The sequence below is a fragment of the Sorangium sp. So ce185 genome (assembly GCF_051526825.1).
Taxonomy (GTDB): domain Bacteria; phylum Myxococcota_A; class Polyangia; order Polyangiales; family Polyangiaceae; genus Sorangium; species Sorangium cellulosum_D.
In genome coordinates this window covers 13,233,302-13,253,909 of the sequence record NZ_CP150316.1, presented here as the reverse complement: position 1 = coordinate 13,253,909, position 20,608 = coordinate 13,233,302, and the positions used below count along the sequence as shown (strand labels likewise).

Sequence of the window (20,608 nt, the reverse complement as noted above, 5' to 3'; positions counted from 1 at the left end):
TCCGCGCGCGCCGCTCGATCACGGCTCCGTCGTCGCGCCGAGGAGCGCGCGCACGCCGGCGGCGTGCGGGCTCGTCGGGCGCGAGGCGAGGAATCGCTGGCCGAGATCGGCCGCGCGGGCCCGATCGCCGAGGCGGATCAGCGCCTCGATGCGGAGCACCGTGGCCTCCTCGCCCATCGCGCTCCGGGGGAACCTCCTGTCGTAGGCGTCGAGCGCCGAGAGACACCCCGCCGCGTCGCCGGCGCCAAGGGCGTCGCGCGCGCGATCGATCATGGCGACCTGCTCGCCGAGCGTGTCGGTCGACGCGACAGGGGCGGAGCGCGAGCGCGGCGCCGCGCTCTTCGGGCGCGGCGGGCTCGCGGCGGCAGCGGGCGCTGGGCTCGGGGGGGCGCTCGCCTGGACCGGGATCGGCGCGCGCGTCGCAGGCTCGGAGGGCGCCGGCGCCGGCGCGGGCGCGGGCGCGACGGGCGGTGCGCTCACGGCCGGCGGCTCGCCCGCGGTGGGCGGCGCGCTCACGGCCGGCGGCTCGCTCGAGGTCGCCGCCGCGGAGGAGGGCGCCGAGGGACGGAGGAGCGCGACGCCCGCGCCGACGAGCCCGACGCCGATCGCCGCCCCGAGGCTCCACTTCGCGAGCGAAAGCAGCTTGCCGGCCGCCGCCTTCGGCGCGGGCGCGGCGGATGCGCCGGGCGCGCCGGGCGCGCCGGGCGCGGCGCTCGTCCCCACAGCGAGCCCGGCGATGGCGAGCGCGCGCGCGCGCGCCGAAGCAGGCGGCGCCTCGCGCTTCCACGAGCGGAGCAGCGCGCGCTCGAACTCGGTCGTCTCCTCTTCTCCGAGCCGCTTCGGATCGGTCATCGCTTGCCTCCGCCGTGCAGCGCCCTCGCCTGGACGCGCCTCGCGATCGCCCGAAACTCCTCTCGCGCGCGGCGGAGGCGGGACGCCACGGTCCCCTTCGCCAGCGCGAGCATCGCGGCGATCTCCTCCGTCGGCACGCCCTCGAGCTCGAAGAGGACGAAGACGACGCGGAGGTCCTCCTCCATCGCGTCGAGCACCTCGTCGAGCAGCGCGCGCGCCTGCTTCATCTCGACGAGCTGCTCCGGGTTCGGCGCGCCGTCGACCGCGATCGCCGTCGCCTCGTCGTCGCAGAGCTCACGCCGGCGCGCCCCGGCCCGGCGCGCGTTCGCCGCGACCCCCAGCGCCGTCCCGAAGAGGAACGAACGCTCGCGGCCGGGCGCGATCTCGCCGAGCTTCTGGTACGCGATCAGGAAGACGTGCTGCGCGGCGTCGTCGGCCGACCCGGCGGGGACGCCCAGCCCGCGCAGCGAGCGCCAGATGAAGTCGAAATGCGCGTCGACCATCGCGCGGTAGCGCTCCGCGGAGGGCGGCGGCGCGCCCTGCTCGGCGCGCTCCGCGTGCGCCGTCATGGCCGCGTCGCGCGCCGCCTCCGCGCGCGCAGGGTGGCCGGCTGAGATCGCGCTGTTCATGGTCTGCTGCAGCTATGTTCGGAGGCGGGCGCCGGGATCACGGAATCGTGAGCCCGAGCCCGAGCGCGGAGACGCCCTCGACCGGCGGCGGGCGGGCGACGACCTCGGCGCCCTCGGCGAAGAAGCCGTCGCGCAGCAGCGGCATGCGGAGCCCGGCCTCGGCGTCGAGCGCGAGCGGGCCCCAGAGCGGCAGCCGAGCGCGCACCGGCAGGGCGAACGCGAGCCACCCGCGCGTCGCCTCGCGCGCCGGGGCGACGCCTCGGCGGCGCGCCGCGACGAGGCCGCCCTCGACGCGCGCGCAGGGGGAGAAGCGCACGGGGCCGAGCCCCGCGCCGATCGGACACGCGTCGGCGGCGAGGGCGGCGAGCAGAAACGACGCCGCGCCGCCCGTCGACGGGGTGTCGGAGGACGCCTCGAGGGCCGCGCCGAAGCGCAGCGGGCCGACGCCGCCATCGGTCGCGGCGAACGGGGGCTCCGCGAAGACGCGCGCGCCGAAGGACGGCGGGCCGATCATCGCGCCGAAGAGGAGCTGCGCGCCGAGCGTCAGGCGCGCCGCGACGTCCGCCGCTGGCGCGGGCGGCCGCGCCCACGCGCTGTCGGCCCGCGGGGCGCTTTCCCGCGGGGTACCTGCCAGCGGGGCGCTGGCCGGCGGCGGCGGCGCGGCGGCGGCGCTCGCGGACGCGGAAGGCATCGGCGCCGCGACCGCGGCGGGCGCCTCCCCGGCCTGGGCGTCGATGGCGAGCGCGGTCACCACCGCGAGCGCGGCGACGACATCGTCGCAGGTGTCACCCGCGACATCGCGATCGGACACCGCCCCGCCCGCCGCGCGGACGCCGAGGCGCCCGATGAAGCGGCGCTCGCTCCGCTCGATGGTCACCACATACGCGCTCGCCGCGTCCCCCTCCCCGACCTGCCGGCGGAGGCGGGCGCCGACGCGCGCGCGAAAATCCGCCTCCGTCGGGCATCCAGCCTCCGCGCGATACTCGACGCGCAAGGGCGCAGCGGGCGGCTGAGCGCGCGCGACCGCGCCGCCGGCGAGCGCCGCCGAGACCAGGAAGAGCCGTGCCGCGGCGCAGCGTGACCTCACGTGGAAGCCACTATGGCACCGCAGGACCGGGATGACGACGATCGATGTGCCCGTCGTCCGCGCGGAGCGGGCGGCGCTACGTGGCCTCGTTCATCGGCCGCATCACGATCTGCACGATGCGCGAGCGGTCGCGCGGCAGCGCGGCGAGCACCACGGCCTCGGCGACGTCCTCCGCGGTGGAGAAGCCCTGCATGCGCTCCGAGCCCGCGGTGCGCCCGTCGCCGAGGGCGAAGTGGGTCTCGACGCCGCCCGGGCAGACGGCGCTCACCTTGATGTTCTCCTGCCAGAACTCGCGGTCGAGCGCCTGCGTCAGGCCGACCTGCGCGAACTTGGACGCGCAGTAGATGGCCTCGTTGGGATAGCCCTGCAGGCCGGCGACGCTGGCGACGTTGATGATGTGGCCGCCGCCCTGGCGGCGCATGTGGGGGATGACCTCGCGGCAGAACAGCCACGTCCCCTTCATGTTGGTCGCCATGATGCGGTCGTAGTCCTCCTCGGACCACTCGAGGAACGGCCGGTAGCCGCCGATGCCCGCGTTGTTGACGAGGATGTCGATCCGCCCGAGCTCGCGGATCGCCCGCTCCACGCACGCGGCCACGGAGGCGGCGCGGGTGACGTCGGCCTCGATCATGAGCCCGCGCCCGCCCGCGGCGCCGAGCTCCCGCTCGAGCGCCGACAGGTCCGCCGCGGTGCGCGCCACGCCGACCACGACGGCCCCCTCGCGGCCCAGCGCGAGCGCGCTGGCCCTCCCGATTCCCCTGCTCGCCCCGGTGATGAGCGCGATCTTGTCCTTCAGCCGCACGTGTCCCCCTGTCTGCCGCGCGCGGCGGCGAGCGAGGCTCCGCTCCCCCCGGGCGCCGGCGGCGGGCACCGTATCACGCGCGCGGGGCGCCGGGGCGGAGCCGGTAGGCGACCTCGGGCGGAGCGCCGCCGTCCAACCAGCCCCGGGCGCGGTCGCCCTCGCTCCCCGGGGCGACCCACGCGATCGTCCGGAGCGCACGGACCCGCCGCGAGGCGCCGGCGAACAGGCCTCCGGCCGCGTCGTCCAGGGGAGGTCGGCGGAGCTGCGGCGGCGCCGCGTCGACCGCGAGGCTCAGGAGAGACGCGAATGTAGATGCATCACATTTGCAATTGACTTTCAGTTGGGCCGATCGCATAGCGTGCGCCGCCGGCGGCGATCGCCCCCGGCGGACCTGCCATGCTTACGGCGAACAAGCTTTCGAAGTCCTACGGGGGCGTCCCCGCGCTCGACGCGCTCGATCTCGAGGTCCCGGCCGGAGAGGTGTTTTGCCTCCTCGGCCCCAACGGGGCGGGCAAGACCACCACGCTGAGCCTCTTCCTCGGCTTCATCAGGCCTTCCTCCGGCGCCGCCCACGTGGGCTCCACCCACGTGGAGCCCGACCCCATCGCGGCGCGGCGGCAGATCGCCTACGTCCCGGAGCAGGTGCGGCTCTATCCGCACCTCACCGGCTGCGAGAACCTCGCGTATTTCCTCGGCCTGTCGCGGGCGCGCGTGCCCTCTTCCGCGGAGCTCTCGCGGCTGCTCACCGCGGCCGGCCTGCCCGAGCGCGCCGTGCACCGCCCGGCGAGCGGCTACTCGAAGGGCATGCGGCAGAAGGTCGTCCTCGCCCTCTCGCAGGCGAAGGGCGCCGGCGCCCTGCTCCTCGACGAGCCGACCTCCGGGCTGGATCCCGGCGCCGTCCGCGAGCTCTGCGCCGCGATCCGGCGCGAGAGCGACCGCGGCGCCGCCGTGCTGATGGTGACCCACGACCTCGGCGCCGTCGCGAGCATCGCGCACCGGATCGGCGTCATGAAGGCCGGCCGGCTCGTCGAGGTCACGGGCGCCGCCGGCATGTCCGAGGCCGACGTCCTCGCGCTGTACCGCCGGCACTTCGACCCTCCCGGCGACGCCGCTCCCCCGCTCCCCCCGCGCAGCGGCGCGGCCGCCGCTCCCGCGCCCGAGGCCCTGTCATGACCCCGCGCGCGCGCACCTCCGGCCTCGCCGCCGCGCTCGCCGCGCTGCTCTCGACCCCCGCCGCCGCGGCGGCGCCCCCCGAAGGCGCGGCGCCGCCGGAAGGCGCCCTCGAGACCGCGGCGCCCGAGGCGCCCGCCGACCTCGGCGAGGAGGTCGTCGTCGTCGGCCACCGGATCGGCCCGCTCGACAGCGCCGACGTCGTGGCCTCGGTCGACATCCTCGGCGGCGAGCAGATCCAGGAGCAGAGCGCGGCCGAGCCGCTCGAGCTGCTCCGGCGCGTGCCGGCGGTTTATATCGAGTCCTTCAACCAGGGCATCATCAACGCCGACATCGGGCTCCGCGGCTTCAACACGCAGGGCGACGTCGCCCACACGAAGCTCCTCATCGACGGCATCCCCAGCAACCACCACGTCGGCCTCCCCGACATGAAGGCCGTCTTCCCGCTCGAGATCGAGCGGATGGAGGTCGTCAAGGGCACGAACGACCCGCGCTACGGGCTGAACAACGTCGCTGGCAACATCAACGTCATCACCCGCAAGACGGGGAACGAGCGCATCGCCCGGCTCCTCGCCGGGAGCTTCTGGACCGTCGAGCCCCAGGTGCTCGTCGCGACCGAGCGCGACGCGCTCAGCCAGACCTACTTCGCCGGCTACCGCGGCTCGGACAGCTACCGCGATCACGCGAGGACCGACCGGGTCGCCGGCTCGGCCAAGTGGTTTTACGAGCCGTCCAGGGAGCTCCGGGTCGGGCTCATCTTGCGCGGCATGCTCCTCGACGCCGACGCCCCCGGCTACCTGTCCGGCGACGACGCGCGCTCGCGCCCCACGACGTCGCCCGCCCACGCGGCCACCGACGGCGGCCGGCAAACGACCCTCCACGCGAGCGTCCACCTGGATCACGAGCTCGCCGAGGGCCTGTCGTGGCAGCTGAAGGGCTACGGGCAGGCGTTCCTGCGGGACCGGTGGGTGAAGTTCGATCCCGACCTCGACCAGCAGCTCCGGGTCGAGGACGACCGGCAATACGGCGCGATCTCGGTCCTCACGTACCGCGCGCGCGACCCCCGGGCGCTCGGCCTCACCGTCGAGTGGGGGGTCGACTACCAGCTCCAGGACAGCCGGTACCAGCGCATCCCCACGGTCGAGCGGAAACGGCAGGGCCCCGCGTTCCGCGACGAGGACTTCGCCCTCCACGCCGTCGGCTCCTACGTGCAGGCGAGCGCGAGCCCGATCAAGCCGATCAAGCTCGTCGCCGCGCTGCGGGCCGATCGCCTGGCCGGCGCCGGCAGCTTCCTCGAGCAGCCCGAGGGCGAGGCCGCCCGCAGGGTCGATTACGACCTCAACGACTACGGCTTCATCTGGCAGCCGAAGGCGAGCGTCATGGTCACGCCCGTCAAGGGGCAGAGCCTGTATGCGAATTACGGGCGCACGTTCCAGATCGGCACGGGCAAGGGCGCCTATGCCGTTCAGGGCACGCCGCTCGATCCGTCGATCAACGACGGCTGGGAGGTCGGCCATCGATCGAGCGTCTTCCCGTGGGTCACGAGCCACCTCGCCTATTGGGAGCAGCGCGCGAGCGGCGAGGTGCGGGACAAGGGCGACGGCTCCGGCGACGTCGAGAACGTCGGCGAGACGCTGCGGCGCGGCTTCGACGTCGAGCTCACGCTGCGGCCGTTCGATTTCCTCTCGGTGTGGGGCGCGTTCAGCCGCACCCTCTCCGAGCAGGTCGAGCCCGGGCCGGCGCTCGCCGCGAACGAGGGCAAGGAGCTCAACCACGTCCCGAGCTTCAGCGCCAAGGGGGGAATCGACCTCCACCCCGTGCAGGATCTGCTCGTCTCGCTCTTCTGCTACGCGCAGGGCGATTACTACCTGAACAAGGAGAACTTCACCGAGGAGCACGGCGCGCGGAAGGTCGGCGACTACGTCGTCGTCAACGCGAGCGCGGCCTACGACGTCACCGAGGCCCTCTCGGTCGGCGCCGAGGTGAACAACCTGCTCGACCGGTCGTACGACACGTCCATCTGGTACAAGGACTTCGGCGCCGTAGGGTCCCAGCACAACCCGGGCAACGGTCGCTCGGCGTACGTGACTGGCACCTTGAGCTTCTGACGCTGCCGCGGTCCGACGAGACCCTCAGGGAGTCAGCGCATGAGAGCCCTCTTCACAGCGGCGCGGCACGAGGCGATCCGCGCTTTCCGCAACCGCACCTTCCGCATCGCCGCCGCGCTCGTCGCGACGCTCCTCGTCGCGGCGTTCCTGCTCGAGGCTGCGCGCCACACCGCCGAGGCCCGCCAGCGCGCCGCCCTCCAGGAGCTCGTCCACCGCCAGTGGGTCGAGCAGCCCGACCGCCACCCGCACCGCGCCGCCCATTACGGGTCCTTCGCCTTCCGCCCCCCGAGCCCGCTCGGCTTCTTCGATCCCGGGCTCGAGTCCTTCGCCGGCACATCCATCTTCCTCGAGCCGCACCAGCGCAACGCCCTGAGCTTCAGCGAGGCCGCGCAGTCGAGCGAGCTCGCGCGCTTCGGGACCCCGAGCGCCGCCTTCGTCCTCCAGGCGCTGCTCCCGCTGCTCCTCTTCTGCATGACCTTCGCCAGCGTCGCCGGCGAGCGCGAGGCGGGCACCTGGGCCCTCGCGCTCTCGCAGGGCGTCACCGCGCGCGTCCTCATCGCCGGCAAGGCCCTCGGGGCGCTGCTCGCGGTCGCGCTGTGGCTCGCGCCGCTCCTCGCGCTCGCGTTCGCGGGCGCGCTGCTCACAGGCGTCCTCGACGCCTCCGGGGACACGCTCCTGCGCGCCGCCCTCCTCGCGGGCGGCTACGCCGTCTACCTGGTCGCCTGCGCGGCGCTCGGCGTGCTCGTCTCGTCGTTCCACCGCCGCGCGCAGGCCGCCCTCCTCACGCTGCTCGGCCTCTGGGTCGCGCTCTGGATCGTCGTGCCGCGGCTCGCCACCCAGGCCGCGAGCCGCCTCCACCCGACGCCCTCGCGGGCCCAGGTCGAGCTCGACCTCGCGCGCGCCATCCGCGACGTCGGCGACAGCCACGATCCCAATAACCCCCATTTCCAGGAGCTGCAGCGCCGCACCCTGGCCGAGCACGGCGCCGCGCGGGTCGAGGACCTCCCGGTGAACTACGGAGGCATCGTCATGCGCGAGGGGGAGCGGATCACCACCGAGCTGTTCAATCGTTATTATACGCGCCTGTTCGACGCGCACCGCGCCCAGGACGGGCTCGCGCTCCGGGCGGGCCTGTTCACGCCGCTGCTCGCGATCCGGTCGTTCTCGATGGGGCTCGCGGGCACCGACGCCCACCACCTCGTCGACTTCGAGCAGCAGGCCGAGGCGCACCGCTACGCCTTCATCCAGCACCTGAATCACCTGCACACCACCAAGATCCGCTGGCACAACGACAAGGCGCAGCGGGTCGATCGGGCCGAGTGGGGCGAGTTCTCCCCCTTCGAGCACAGGCGGCCTCCCGCCGTCTGGGCGCTGTCGCGCGTCGCCCCGGCGGGGCTCGCCGTGCTCGCCTGGGCGGCGGCGCTCTCGCTCGGCGTCGCGCTCTTCACCCGCCGAAACGGAGAGGCGACATGAGCCCCTTCCTCGCATGGGCCCGCCTCGAGCTCCGCCAGCTGCTCCGCGCGCGGGTGCTCCTCGTCACCGCCGCCCTCCTGCTCGCGGCCGGCGCCGCCGCCATCGTGGACGGCGCGGCCCGCGTGGCCGCCGAGCGCGAGGTCATCGCGGCGCTCGAGCCCGCGCTCCGGGAGGAGGAGCGCTATCTCCGCGAGACCCACGCGCCGAACGACGATCTCGGCCTCGTCCTCTATTACCTCGCGATGCCGATCGCGCACGCGCCGAACGAATGGACAGCGCTGTCGACCGGGCTGCGCGACGTGCACCCCTACAGCCGGCACCTGCGCTTCATCGGCCTCGTGCCCCAGCTCTACCAGACGGACATCGCCAACCCGCTCAAGCAGCTCGCCGGCAGCTTCGATTGCGGGTTCGTCCTCATCTTCCTCGTCCCGCTGTTCATCATCGGCGTGAGCTACGACGTCCGCTCGCGCGACGACGACCTCGGCACCGAGGCGCTCGTCTGCTCGCAACCGACGCGCCTGTCGCGCCTGCTCGCCGTCCGGCTCGGGCTGCGCGCCGCGCTCGTCTCGGCCGTCGTCCTCGCGCTGCTCGCCTTCGCCGCCGCCTGGCTCCGACTCCCGCTCGACGCGCGCGCCGGCGCCTTCGCGCTCGCCTCGCTCGCGTACATCGCGCTCTGGTTCGTCCTCGTGTTCCTCGTGGCCTCGCTGCGCCGCTCGTCCGCGTGGAACGCCATCGCGCTCGTGGGCGCCTGGATGGCCTTTTGCGTCCTCCTGCCCGCGCTCGTCAACCTCGCGATCCTCACGGCCTCTCCCGCCCGCGGCGGCGTCGAGCTCACGCTCGCGCAGCGCCAGGAGATGAACGCCGGATGGGACCGGCCGAAGCGCGCCACGCTCGATCCGTTCTTCGCGCGGCGCCCCGAGTGGGCCTCTACCCCCGTGCCCGAGGACCGGTTCTCCTGGCCCTGGTACTACGCCATGCACGAGATGGGCGACGCGCACGTCGCCCGGGAGGTCGAGGCGTACCACGCGGCGCTCGCGCGCCGGGAGCGCTGGACCGAGCGGGCCGCGCTCGCCCTGCCGCCCCTCGCGCTGCAGCTCCTGCTCGACCGGATGGCGGGCACGGACATGGCCACGGAGCTCGCCTTCCGGGACAGCATCGCCGCCTACCACGAGCAGCTGAAGCACTATTTTTATCCGCTCATCTTCAACTACAAGGGCCTCGCGGCGTTCGACATCGACGCCGTCCCGCGCCACCGCTTCGCGGGCGCCGGGCAGCCGGTGCACCTCTCCGCGCTCGCGGGGCTCCTCGGCATGCTCGCGCTGCTCGGCGTCCTGCTCCCGCGGGCCGTCCGCCGCATCGACGCGACCCCGGCGCGGGAAGAGGCGGCCGCCGCGAGGAGGGGTCCGGTCCCGCCGGCCGCCGGCGAGGAGCCCCCGAGTCGCCGCTACGGGCTGCTGACGCGCGACACGGACGCGCGGGAGACGTGAGCCATGGATGATCGAACGCCGCGAATCGAGGACATCGACGGTCTGCTCTTCACCCCTTTCGAGCTCGCCGCGCTCGGCGAGCCGCAGAGGGCCCTCTATCTCTCGTTGCCGCCCACGCTCCCCGCCGAGGAGATCGAGCGGGTCAACCGGGGCACCAAGGTCGCGGGAGGCGACTACGCCTACCGCGGGCTCGAGTTCGCGGTCCCGCCCGGCGTCCTCGTGCCGGGCGGCACGAGCGAGGTGATCTTCGACGCCCTCCACGACGGGCTCGTCGAGACGCGGGGCGCCTCGGTCATCGTGATGGGGTGCGGCGCGGGCGTCGAGCCCGTCCTCGCGCGACGGCGCGGCGCCCGGGAGATCCATGCCATGGACATCCACGAAGCGAGCGTCGCGTCGAGCCTCGCGAGCTTCGAGCGGCACACGGGGCCGCGCGACCCCGACCGGCATCGCTTCCTCGTCTCGGATCTCTTCTCCGCGCTGCCGCGCGGCGAGCGCGCCGACGTGATCGTCTTCAACCCGCCCGCCAACCCGCTCCGCTCGGACGATCCCGATCTCACGCGCGTGAACTTCTCGGGCTCGGCCATCATGGTCCGCTTCTTCGACGAGATCGCCTCGCGGGAGCTGCTCGCGCCGGGCGGCAGGGTCGTCACCGTGCTGTCCAACGCGAGCGACCTCCGGGGCATCGTGGCGCACGCCCTGCGGCGGGGCTTCAGGCTCGAGATCTTGAGACGGAAGACCTGGTCCGCTCCCTACGACAGGATCCTGACACACCTCCTCTCCTTCACGCTGGACGAGCGCTGACGAGGATTCGACCGATGGCCCAGCACCGAACCGAGCCCGGCCAGCCGCCCTTGAGCTTCGGGTCGTACTGGAGGCTCGCGATTCCCCTGACCCTCGCGGGGCTGTCGGGGCCGATCATGAACGCCACCGACACCGCCGTGATGGGGCATTTCGGCGACGCGGCGACGATGGGGGGAGTCGCCGTGGGCAGCCAGATCTTCAACACGCTCTACTGGCTCCTCGGCTTCTTCCGGACCAGCACGAGCGGCTTCGCCGCCCAGGCGCGCGGCGCCGAGGACCGCCGCGAGGCGGCCTTGCAGCTGCTTCGCCCGCTGGTCTTCGCCGGGCTGGTCGGCTGCGTCTTTCTGCTGCTGAAGTCCCCGCTGGAGGCCGCCGGGCTCGATCTGATGGGGGCCCACGGAGCGGTCGAGTCCCACGCGGCGACCTACTACGAGGCGCGCATCTGGGGGGCGCCTGCGGTGCTCATGGGCTACGTGGTCGCCGGCTGGCTCATCGGCATGGCCGAGGTGCGGTGGGCCATGCTCCTCGCCGTCGGGATGGACCTCCTCAACCTCGTCCTGACCGTCACCTTCGTCAAGGTGCTCGGCCTCGGGGTGAGCGGCGTCGCCTGGGCCACCGTGCTGGCCGAGGTGAGCAAGGTCCTCGTCGGCTTCCTGGTGATCTGGCAGAGAGGCCACCTGCGCGGCGTCCACCTCCGGTGGCGGGACTTCGCCGATCTCCACGCCATCACCCGGATGTGGCGGGTGAACGGCGACGTGCTGGTGCGCACCACCTGCCTGCTCGGCGTCTTCGGCTGGATCACCCGTCAGAGCGCGCTCCTCGGCCCCGAGGTCCTCGCCGTCAACGCGATCCTCATGCACCTGCAGATCGTCATCTCCAGCGCGCTGGGCGGGCTCGGCAACACCGCGGGGATGCTCGCCGGCCAGGCGATCGGGGCCCAGTCCCGGCAGCGCTTCCACGACACGCTGCGGCTCTCGTTCTGGACGGCCGCGATGTCCGCGCTGGCCATCAGCCTCGGTTGCATCGCCGCGCAGCCGGCCATCCTCGGGCTGTTCACACCGGTGGAGTCCATCCTGCAGACGACGGGTCGCTACTACGTCTGGATGGTCCTGTTCCCGCTCGCGATCTTCTGGAGCATGATCCTCGAGTGCGTCTTCACGGGCGCGACCCGCGCTGGCCCCGTCCGCAACTCGCTGCTCGCCGCCACCGCGGTCTTCTTCGCCGCGTGGCTCGCCTTCTCGACCCGCTGGGGCAACCACGGGCTCTGGATGGCCTTCCTCCTGTTCAGCCTGACCCGCTCTCTCTACCTCCACCTGGCGCTCCCGAGGCTCGTGCCGCAGGCGTTCCCGGCGCGCTCGCGAGCGCCCGTCACCGCCTGACGCCCGCCCCCCGCGGGCCGCCGTCCCTCCTCCGAAGGAGAGTGCTCGATGTGTTCCATCGCCGGCATCTTCAACAAGAAACGGCCCATCGCGGCCGCGCAGCACGACGAGATGGCCTCGCTCCTCGAGGCGATGCACCACCGCGGGCCGGACGCGCGGGGCGCCCTGCAGTGCGCGAGCTGGGCGCTCCTCGGCAGCAACCGGCTCCGCGTCACCGACGCCGGAAACCCGGGCGCGGACATGCCGCTCACCTCGATCGATGGGCGCCTCGCCATCGTCTATAACGGCGAGATCTACAACCACCGCGACCTGCGAGGGCGGCTGTCGGGCTTCCCGTTCAGGACCGCCTCGGACACCGAGGTCATCCTCGCGGCGTACGAGGCCTGGGGGCTCGCCTGCCTGGAGCAGCTCGAGGGCATGTTCGCCTTCGCCCTGTTCGACCGCGCGACGCAGACGGGCCTCATCGCCTGCGACCCCACCGGGCAGAAGACCGTCTATCTGTGGGAAGACGACGACGCCCTGGTCTTCGCCTCGGAGATCGATCCGCTCATCAAGGACCCTTACCGGAGGAAGGACTGGGATCTCGACGGCCTCGCGGAGTTCACCGCCCACCGCTTCATCCTCGGCAGCGGGACGCACATCCGGCAGATCCGCAAGCTCGAGTCCGGCACCTGGCTGGCCAGGACGCCCGAGCGGCAGGAGACGGGGCGCTTCTACAGGATCCCGCGCGGCGACCTCTCGAGGACGGACGTCCCCGCGATCAAGCAGGAGATCGAACAGGCCGTGGTCGACGGCTGCCGCAGGACGTTCGATCTGGAGGTCCCCTACGGGCTCCTGCTGAGCGGCGGGATCGACTCCACGGCCGTGCTCGCGGCGGCGCGCCGGGCGGGCCTCGAGATGAGGACCTTCTCGATCGGCTTCCGGCCGACGGGTCGGCTCCTCCCGCGGAGCGCCAGCGTCTTCGACGAGTTCGCCTACTCGCGAGCGCTGGCCCGGGAGCTCTCCTCGAAGCACACCGAGATCACGCTGTCGGACACCGACTACTGCGCTTACCTCGACCGGTGGATCGCCATCGCCGGCGAGCCGCTGGGCTCCCAGGAGGCGCCGTGCCTCATCCGGCTCTTCGAGGAGGCCGGGCGAGAGGCGCGCGTCATCTTCTCCGGGAGCGGGCCCGACGAGATCTTCGACGGTTACTCCTACGGCCGGGCGATGGCGGACGTGCCCCTCTCCGATCTCCCCGAGCGCTACGACGCGACCTTCCGCTGGTGCGGGGCGGCCGACCTCGGGCAGCTCATGCCCCACCACGACGCCGCGCGGCTGACGACCGCCAAGGTTCGCGAGGTCCTCTCGCTCTACCGCGACTGGCCGCTCGACAGCCTGCAGGCCGTGCAGCTCCTTCACTTCCACGGCCGGCTCGTCGTCTACGAGTTCCGGCAGATGGATCTCATCAGCATGCGCCACAGCGTCGAGGCCCGCTCGCCCCTCGCGAGCACCGGGCTCGTCCGCAGCGCCTTCGCCTTCCAGAGCAAGCTGAAGCAGCTCGACGGCCACGAGAAGGGAATCTACAAGCAGGCCCTCGCGGATCTCGTTCCCCCGGTCATCGCCTCGCGAAAGAAGCAAGGCTTCCCCATCCCCGCGGAGATGTGGTTCTCGAGGCCGTTCCTGGAGAGGGCAGCCATCCTCTTCGAGCCGGGCTGCGTGCTGAGCGGCGCCGGCCTCATCGATCAGCGGACCCTGCGGCGGCTCTGGGAGGACCCGGACCCCGCCACGCGCAACCTGTTCTCCCGCCTGTACACGGCCGAGGGCATCCTCCGGCGCCAGGCGCCGCACCTCGCGCCGTCGCGGGCCGCCTGATCCGGGTCGCGCCGGGCCGGGGAACGACGCGCCGGCCCCGACACGCGCGCACGTAATCGCAACTGTTTTGCAATTGACATTTGTTGTCTGTTGTCGCATAAGGGACCGGCCGGCGGCAGCAAGCCCCCGGCGGTCCCGTCATGCCCCTGGCGCAGCGACGTCTGGAGCCGCGCGGCGGGGCCCCCGCGCGCGGCGCGCCCGATCTCGAGGTCGCACGGCACGCCCGAGGAGCTCGCGCTCGACCCCCGTCGCGCGTCTGTGGCGGCGTCGCGCGCGCTGCCGCCGGCCGACAGCGGCGCTGTGGTTGACGCGCACGTAGCTTGAGAAGGGAGTCCTTATGAATGTGATGGATGAGCCGATCGCGACCCCTCCTCCGGCGGCGCTGCCATGGAGGACAGACCGAGGGCGCCTCCTCGCCGAGGGGTACACCGTGGCTCCCAGCGTCCTCGATCCCGACGAGGTGCGCCGGTACCAGGCGCTCGCACGCGGGATCCTCGCGCCGCAGCAGGCGAGGGACTACCAGGAGAAGTACGCCGCGATCGGCAGCCTGCTCGACATCCTGCGAGAGCCGGGGTTCGTCGATCTCATCGGACACCCGCGGGCCCTCGCCGAGCTCCGTCGCCTCGGCTTCGACGAGCCGCGCTACGAGCACGGCATCCTCTTCAACAAGCTCCCGAGGACGCCGCGGACGTTCTGGCACCAGGACTGCACGATCTGGAGTCACCCGGCCGCGTACGAGCCGGAGCCGCACGAGCTGATCCTCATCTATTACCTCGTCGACACGACACCCCACAACGGCTGTCTCCGCGTCATCCCGGGTAGCCACAGGAGGCGTCACCCGCTCCATGAGCCGCTGCGCGGCGCCAGCATCCCGGACCTGGAGCGCATGCGGGATCCGAGCTCACCTGCCTTCCACAGCTACGCCGACGAGGTCTCGATCCCGGTCAAGGCGGGCGATCTGGTCATCGTCGACGTTCGCCTCCTGCATGCCACGCACGCGAACGACAGCGACGCGGAGCGAACCGCGCTGAGCCTCTGGTACATCCCGGCCTGCCGAGATTTACCCGAGTGCGTCCGCGCCCGCTTCACGCTCCGGGCGGGCCTCGATGAGCGGCTGCCGTACGTGCCCGCGGGCTGGCCCGGCGAGGCCGCGGCGCGGCTCCGCGCGCTCTTGCCGCCTGCTTACGAGGGGAGCGCCGCGCCCTTGCCCTGGCACACCGACCCTGACGAACGGCTCCGCTGATCTGGAGGGCCTCATGAACCCGGTCACCGATTCTTCGCTTTCAACACGCATCCAACGCATCTATCAGGAGCTCGCGACCATGGGCTCCCTCGAGCCGAGCCAGCGGGTGAACCACCTGTTCAGCGAGCTCGTGAGCATCTCCATGTCCCGGTCGCGCGGCGAGGTCGACGAGGTGCTCGGCGATCCGGTCGTGAGCGCGATCCGCGAGGGCCTGTGGCGCGTCTGCTCGCGCGGCGAGTTCGAGCTGGAGCGCCACTGGGCGCGCCGCATCGCCGCCGCGGACGACCCGGCGGCCGAGCTCCGGAGCTTCCCCTACGCCCTCAATTACGAGAAGCTGACCCGGCTCGAGCTCTCCAGCCTGCGGGGCGTGCGCGACGAGCTGCCGCGGCGCGTGCTGTTCATCGGCTCCGGCCCGCTCCCCTTCACCTCGATCCTGCTCGCGGAGCGCTATGGCCTCCCGGTCAGCAACATCGACGTCGACGAGGAGGCGTGCGCCGCCGCCCGCGCGCTCGCGCGGCGGCTCGGGCTGTCGGAGAGGCTCGGGTTCGTCTGCGCCGACGCCCTGTCCTGCTCCGATCTCTCGGAGTTCGACTGCGTGTTCCTGGCCGCGCTCGTCGGCATGAACCGGCGCGAGAAGAGCCGCCTGCTCCACCACCTGCACGGGGCCATGCGCCCGGGCGCGCTGCTCCTCGTCCGCAGCTCGCAGCGCCTGCGCACGCTCCTGTACCCCGAGGTCGACATCCACGGGATGGCGCCGTTCGATCCGCTCCTGGAGATCCACCCGCACGACGAGGTGATCAACTCGGTGATCATCGCCGAGCGGCCTGGGCACGACCGGCGCGCCGGCTGAGGCGGCCGCGTGCTAAGGTCCCGGCCTGTCGAAACCCGGCCGAGGAGACCGCCATGACCACGCCCCTGCTCCCCTCGAAGCTGCCGTCGACCGGCGTCAGCATCTTCACGGAGATGACGCGCCTCGCGAACGAGCACGGCGCCATCAACCTGTCGCAGGGCTTCCCGGATTTCGACTGCGCGCCGGAGCTCGTCGAGGCCGTGGCGCGCCACATGCGCGCCGGCCACAACCAGTATGCCCCCATGCAGGGCGTGCTGGCCCTGCGCGAGGCGCTGGCGGTGAAGATCGAGCGGCTCTATGGCCGCCGCTACGATCCGGCGACGGAGATCACGGTCACCTCGGGCGCGACCGAGGGCATCTTCAGCACGATCACCGCGTTCGTCCGGCCCGGGGACGAGGTCATCCTGTTCCAGCCCTGTTACGACTCGTACGCGCCCGCCGTGCAGCTGAACGGCGGAACCCCCGTGTTCGTCACGCTCCGTTTTCCGGAGTACCGCGTCGACTGGGACGAGGTGCGGCGCGCGCTCACGCCGCGCACGCGGCTCTTGCTCATCAACTCGCCGCACAACCCGACCGGGACGGCGCTGTCGGCCGACGACATGCGCGAGCTCGCGAAGGTGGTCGACGGGCGGGACGTCCTCGTCGTCGGCGACGAGGTCTACGAGCACATCCTCTTCGACGGGCGCCGGCACGAGAGCCTCGCGCGGTATCCGGAGCTCTCGGATCGCTCCGTCGTCATCAGCTCCTTCGGCAAGACGTACCACACGACCGGCTGGAAGGTGGGCTATTGCGCGGCGCCGCGGCAGCTCTCCGCCGAGATCCAGCGGGTGCACCAGTTCGTGACCTTCGCGGTGAACGCCGCCATCCAGCACGCGTATGCCGAGGTCGTGACGCGCGACCCGCTCGCCGCCGATCTCGCTGCCTTCTACCAGGCGAAGCGGGATCGGTTCCTGAGGCTCATCGAGGGCTCGCGGTTCCGCCCGCTGCCGTGCGAGGGCACGTATTTCCAGCTGCTCGATTATTCGGCGATCACGGCCGAGCGAGACGCCGACTTCGCGCTGCGCCTCATCCGCGAGCACGGCGTCGCCTCGATTCCCATCTCCCCGTTCCTCTCCGGCGTGGAGCCAGGGCCCGTCCTCCGGTTCTGCTTCGCCAAGCGGGACGAGACGCTGGAGCGCGCGGCGGAGAGGCTGCGCCGGGTCTGAGGGGTCCGCCGCGCTGGTCTCGACTTGAGCGCACTTGCCCGGTGTCAGACAGCTGTGTCCAAGTCGAGACCAGTCAAGCGCCCGCGTGCGTCCGCTCCGGGAAGAGCGACCGCAGCCCGTCCGGCGAGGCCTCGCACACCCCGCGCTCGGTGATGAGCGCCGTGACCAGCCGCGCGGGCGTCACGTCGAAGGCATGGTTTTCCGCCGGGCTCCCCGGCGGCGTGATCCGCACCGTCGCGAGCTCGCCGGACGGCAGCCGCCCGGTCACGTCGCAGAGCTCCGCGCCGTCGCGCTGCTCGATGGGGATCTCGCGCACGCCGTCCTGAAGGGCCCAGTCGATGGTGGGCGACGGGAGCGCCACATAGAAGGGCACGCCGTTGTCCTTGGCCGCGAGCGCCTTGAGGTAGGTGCCGATCTTGTTCGCCACGTCGCCGCGCGCCGTCGTGCGGTCCGTGCCCACGATGCACAGGTCCACAAGGCCATGCTGCATGAGGTGGCCCCCCGCGTTGTCGGCGATGACGGTGTGCGGCACGCCGTGCTGGCCCAGCTCCCACGCGGTGAGGCCGGCGCCCTGGTTGCGCGGTCGCGTCTCGTCCACCCAGACGTGAACGGGGATGCCCGCGTCGTGCGCCATGTAGATGGGCGCGAGCGCCGTGCCCCAGTCCACGGTGGCCAGCCACCCCGCATTGCAGTGGGTGAGCACGTTGACGCGCCCCTCGCGCCCTCTGCGCGCCCAGACCTCCTGGAGCAGCGCTAGCCCGCGCTCGCCGATGGCGCGGTTGATGGCGACATCCTCTTCGCACAGCGCCGCCGCGCGCCGGTAGGCGGCGGCCGCGCGCTCGGGCGGCGGCAGCGGCGCCACCGCGCGCCGCACCTCGTCGAGCGCCCAGCGCAGGTTCACGGCCGTGGGGCGCGCGCTGCCGAGCAGCGCGTACGCCCGCTCCAGCGCCCCGTCCGACGCATCCTGCCGCAGCGCGAGGCACATCCCGTAAGCCGCCGTCGCGCCGATGAGGGGCGCCCCGCGCACCAGCATGCTCCGGATCGCGCGCGCGGCGTCGTCCGCCGTGGCCAGCCGCGCCGTCGCGAAGCGGTGGGGCAGCCGGGTCTGGTCGATGACGCCGACGGACCAGCCGTCGGCCTCGACCCAGATCGAGCGCATGGCCTTGCCGAGGACCTTCATGACTCGAGCCCCCATCCGGGCAGCGCGCGCAGCCGAGGCGAGGCCGTGGGCCGCGGCGTGACGACCGTCCACGCCACGCTCACGGCACGTACCTGGGGAACAGGTCCGCGATGGCGCTGCCGGTGAAGTCGCCCACCCAGCCCTCCGGCCGCTCGAAGAAGCGGATGGCCGCGAACAGGGGCCGGGGTCCCATATCGAACCAGTGCCGCATCCCGGCGGGCACGCTGATGAGATCGCCGCGCGTGCACACGATCTGGAACACCCGCTGCCCGGCGTGCAGGTAGAAGCAGCCGCTGCCTTCCACCAGGATGCGGGACTCGTCCTCGGCGTGCGTGTGCTCGGAGAGGAACTTCTTCCGCGCCTCTTCCGCGTTCGGCGCGTCCGGCTTCATGCGCACCACGTCCACGATCTCGTAGCCGCGCGCCGCGCGCTCGGCCTCGACCACGTGGCGGTAGGCGGCGAGCACCTCGTCCTGGCCGGCGCCGTCCGGCAGCGGAATGGACGCGTCCACGCGCTCGAAGCGGACGCCGACCGCGCCGAGCTCACGGCGGATGTCACCGACATCGGTGTACACGCCCGACGGCGTATCCGGCTGATCGTCAGGATAGATGGTCAGATGGCTCATCGGCGCAACCTCATCTTCTCGAGCTCGTAGGTGAGCAGGTGTTCCAGCGCCACCGTGTGGCGGCGCGCCTCGCGCATGGAGCGGCCCCAGGCATAGAGCCCATGACCCGCGATGAGGTAGCCCACCGCCTCCGGGCGACGGGCCAGCTCCGCGGACACGCGCTCGGCGAGCCGCGGGACGTCTTGGTCGTTGGGGAAGACGGGGACCACGACGGTGGCCTCGTGGGTGCGCGTGTCGCCGAGCGCCTTGAGCAGCTCGAAGCCGCGCAGCGGGATCTCCCCCTCGGTCTCGCGCAGCGAGGACAGCAGCGCGCTGACGATCGAGTGGGTGTGCAGCACGGCGGCCACCCCGGGGCGCTCGCGGTAGAGATGGAGGTGCAGCGGCGTCTCCGCCGAGGAGCCCGCGGGCGGCGGCTCGTGAATGTCCACCATCAGGATATCGGCGTCGGTCAGCTCGCCCTTGTCCACACCGGAGCGCGTGATCGCCGCGGTGCGCGCGTCGAGCCGGCGCGAGAGATTGCCGCTCGTGGCCGGCACGGCGTCGCGCAGGCTCAGGAATCGACCCGCCTCCACGAGCTCCCGGGCAGCCTCGGCCAGGGGGATCGAGGCTGGGGAGGCCGCCACGGGAGAAGCTGCCGAGATGATCACCTGTCCTGTCCTCGACCGCCATCTACGACGGGGCTCACAAAAATGCAAATCGATTGCAGGTACACCCTCACCGCTCGGGCGCCCCCTGGTCACCAGCGCGGGGGCGATCGCTGGCCCCGCCCTACGTACACTCAATTTCATTTGCAACCAAGTTACCTTGGTAGTACCAGGGGTGCGCCCGGGCTCACGCCCGATCGCCGGCGCGCGCCGCGGCGGCCCATCGACATCGATGGGCGTGACTCGCCCGCCATCCACCCTCGCGCCGGGCGCCGCCGAATGGAGGCCTATGCTGAAGTACACGTCCCAGCTCAGAGAGATCCCCCGCGACGTCGTCGCCGGCATGCTCGAAGACGTCGCGCGCGCCGACATCCCGTGGACCGAGAACTACTCGCGGTATCAGTCGGGCGGGTGGAAGACGGCCGCGCTCTACAACGCGAGCGGAGACTCGCAGGAGAACGATCTCGCCGACTGCGCGCCCGTCCCCACCGAGGTCGTCCCGCGGTTGCCCCGGGTCCGCGCCTTCGTCGAGGGGTCAGGCCTCAAGCTGATGTGGGTCAGGCTGCTGCGGCTCGATCCCGGCGCGTTCCTCTGGGAGCACACCGACTACGGGGCTCACAACCTGAGCCGCGTTCCCCGGCTGCGGCTCCACGTCCCCCTGAAGACCAACCCGGACGCGGTCATCGTCCTGCCCTCGCGCTCGGTCCACATGAAGAGCGGGTTTCTCTGGAAGCTGTCTCCTCACCAGACGCGCCACGGCGCCTGCAACCGCGGCTCCGAGGACCGGATCCACCTGATCCTCGACTGCTACATGAACGGAACGCTGGAGGAGCTCGTCTCCAGCGAGTTCCTGCATCCGGACGCGCTGCGGGACAAGCCGAGGCTCTCGGAGGAGCGCTTCGCGGAGCTCTGCCGCACCGCCGACGGGCTGGCGAGCGGAGGACGCCAGGGCGCCGCAGAGGACCTGTTCCGGAAGGCGTTTCACGATCACGACCTGGGCTCCCTGTCGACCTACGACCTGCTCGCGCGCTATCACGAGGAGCGCGGCGACGCCGCCCGGCGGGATCACTGGCTCAGCGAGAAGATCACCTTCCTGAACCTCAACGTGCCCGGACACCCGTTTTATCAGCCCGCCCAAGCGTGAGGCCTGCAGCTCCGGCGATTGAGGATGGAGGACTGGGGCTCGGAGCGGCCCCCGCGGGTGCTCCCAGGTTCGCTC

The 20,608-nt window shown here is 72.4% G+C and carries 18 protein-coding genes; 11 read left to right on the top strand and 7 right to left on the bottom strand.

What is annotated here, in order from left to right; translation table 11 throughout:
• Positions 1-18: 18 nt before the first annotated feature.
• The 4 genes from WMF26_RS48970 to WMF26_RS48955 form a co-directional block, all read right to left on the bottom strand.
• Positions 19-852: a hypothetical protein gene (locus tag WMF26_RS48970; RefSeq protein ID WP_437998317.1), complete on the bottom strand. Its 834-nt coding sequence runs from the start codon at positions 850-852 to the stop codon at positions 19-21.
• On the bottom strand, positions 849-1,481 hold the full coding sequence (locus WMF26_RS48965) for an RNA polymerase sigma factor (protein WP_437998316.1): 633 nt from the start codon (positions 1,479-1,481) through the stop codon (positions 849-851). The genes WMF26_RS48970 and WMF26_RS48965 overlap by 4 nt, the downstream gene beginning before the upstream one ends.
• A 37-nt stretch (positions 1,482-1,518) precedes the next feature.
• Positions 1,519-2,568 carry a hypothetical protein gene (locus WMF26_RS48960; RefSeq protein WP_437998315.1) on the bottom strand — a complete coding sequence of 350 codons (1,050 nt, stop codon included), beginning with the start codon at positions 2,566-2,568 and terminating at the stop codon, positions 1,519-1,521.
• Positions 2,569-2,644: 76 nt separating this feature from the next.
• Positions 2,645-3,370 carry an SDR family oxidoreductase gene (locus WMF26_RS48955; RefSeq protein WP_020741903.1) on the bottom strand — a complete coding sequence of 242 codons (726 nt, stop codon included), beginning with the start codon at positions 3,368-3,370 and terminating at the stop codon, positions 2,645-2,647.
• Positions 3,371-3,766: 396 nt separating this feature from the next.
• On the opposite strand from WMF26_RS48955, the gene WMF26_RS48950 reads away from it, so the two are divergent.
• The 10 genes from WMF26_RS48950 to WMF26_RS48905 all read left to right on the top strand — a co-directional run bounded on the left by WMF26_RS48950 (position 3,767) and on the right by WMF26_RS48905 (position 16,940).
• Positions 3,767-4,543 (top strand): ABC transporter ATP-binding protein, encoded by a 777-nt coding sequence (locus tag WMF26_RS48950; RefSeq protein ID WP_437998314.1) that lies wholly within the window; start codon positions 3,767-3,769, stop codon positions 4,541-4,543.
• Complete coding sequence (locus tag WMF26_RS48945; RefSeq protein ID WP_437998313.1) at positions 4,540-6,648, top strand: TonB-dependent receptor; 2,109 nt, start codon at positions 4,540-4,542, stop codon at positions 6,646-6,648. The genes WMF26_RS48950 and WMF26_RS48945 overlap by 4 nt, the downstream gene beginning before the upstream one ends.
• A gap of 39 nt (positions 6,649-6,687) precedes the next feature.
• Positions 6,688-8,121 carry a DUF3526 domain-containing protein gene (locus WMF26_RS48940; RefSeq protein ID WP_437998312.1) on the top strand — a complete coding sequence of 478 codons (1,434 nt, stop codon included), beginning with the start codon at positions 6,688-6,690 and terminating at the stop codon, positions 8,119-8,121.
• On the top strand, positions 8,118-9,608 hold the full coding sequence (locus tag WMF26_RS48935) for a DUF3526 domain-containing protein (protein ID WP_437998311.1): 1,491 nt from the start codon (positions 8,118-8,120) through the stop codon (positions 9,606-9,608). The genes WMF26_RS48940 and WMF26_RS48935 overlap by 4 nt, the downstream gene beginning before the upstream one ends.
• Before the next feature lie 3 nt (positions 9,609-9,611).
• Complete coding sequence (locus WMF26_RS48930; RefSeq protein WP_437998310.1) at positions 9,612-10,409, top strand: methyltransferase; 798 nt, start codon at positions 9,612-9,614, stop codon at positions 10,407-10,409.
• Positions 10,410-10,423: 14 nt separating this feature from the next.
• Entirely contained in the window at positions 10,424-11,788 is a 1,365-nt protein-coding gene (locus WMF26_RS48925; protein WP_437998309.1) for an MATE family efflux transporter, read from the top strand.
• A gap of 48 nt (positions 11,789-11,836) precedes the next feature.
• Positions 11,837-13,642 (top strand): asparagine synthase (glutamine-hydrolyzing), encoded by a 1,806-nt coding sequence (gene asnB / locus WMF26_RS48920; RefSeq protein WP_437998308.1) that lies wholly within the window; start codon positions 11,837-11,839, stop codon positions 13,640-13,642.
• Positions 13,643-13,979: 337 nt separating this feature from the next.
• Complete coding sequence (locus WMF26_RS48915) at positions 13,980-14,885, top strand: phytanoyl-CoA dioxygenase family protein (RefSeq protein ID WP_437998307.1); 906 nt, start codon at positions 13,980-13,982, stop codon at positions 14,883-14,885.
• Between the two features lie 79 nt (positions 14,886-14,964).
• A complete protein-coding gene (locus WMF26_RS48910) occupies positions 14,965-15,735 on the top strand; it encodes a nicotianamine synthase family protein (RefSeq protein WP_437998306.1) in 771 nt (256 codons plus the stop codon).
• A 53-nt stretch (positions 15,736-15,788) separates the two neighbouring features.
• On the top strand, positions 15,789-16,940 hold the full coding sequence (locus tag WMF26_RS48905) for a methionine aminotransferase (protein ID WP_437998305.1): 1,152 nt from the start codon (positions 15,789-15,791) through the stop codon (positions 16,938-16,940).
• A gap of 73 nt (positions 16,941-17,013) precedes the next feature.
• Here WMF26_RS48905 and mtnA read toward each other — a convergent pair whose 3' ends face one another.
• The 3 genes from mtnA to WMF26_RS48890 form a co-directional block, all read right to left on the bottom strand.
• The gene (gene mtnA / locus WMF26_RS48900) at positions 17,014-18,120 is read right to left on the bottom strand and encodes an S-methyl-5-thioribose-1-phosphate isomerase (protein WP_437998304.1); all 1,107 of its coding nucleotides are present in this window, start codon (positions 18,118-18,120) and stop codon (positions 17,014-17,016) included.
• 79 nt (positions 18,121-18,199) lie between these two features.
• A complete protein-coding gene (locus tag WMF26_RS48895) occupies positions 18,200-18,745 on the bottom strand; it encodes a 1,2-dihydroxy-3-keto-5-methylthiopentene dioxygenase (protein WP_437998303.1) in 546 nt (181 codons plus the stop codon).
• Positions 18,742-19,368, bottom strand: coding sequence for a methylthioribulose 1-phosphate dehydratase (locus WMF26_RS48890; RefSeq protein ID WP_437998302.1), 627 nt, complete (start codon positions 19,366-19,368; stop codon positions 18,742-18,744). The genes WMF26_RS48895 and WMF26_RS48890 overlap by 4 nt, the downstream gene beginning before the upstream one ends.
• Positions 19,369-19,678: 310 nt before the next feature.
• Between WMF26_RS48890 and WMF26_RS48885 the strand changes: the two genes are divergently transcribed.
• Positions 19,679-20,533, top strand: a complete 855-nt coding sequence (locus tag WMF26_RS48885; protein ID WP_437998301.1) for an aspartyl/asparaginyl beta-hydroxylase domain-containing protein — start codon at positions 19,679-19,681, stop codon at positions 20,531-20,533.
• The last annotated feature ends 75 nt before the right edge of the window (positions 20,534-20,608 follow it).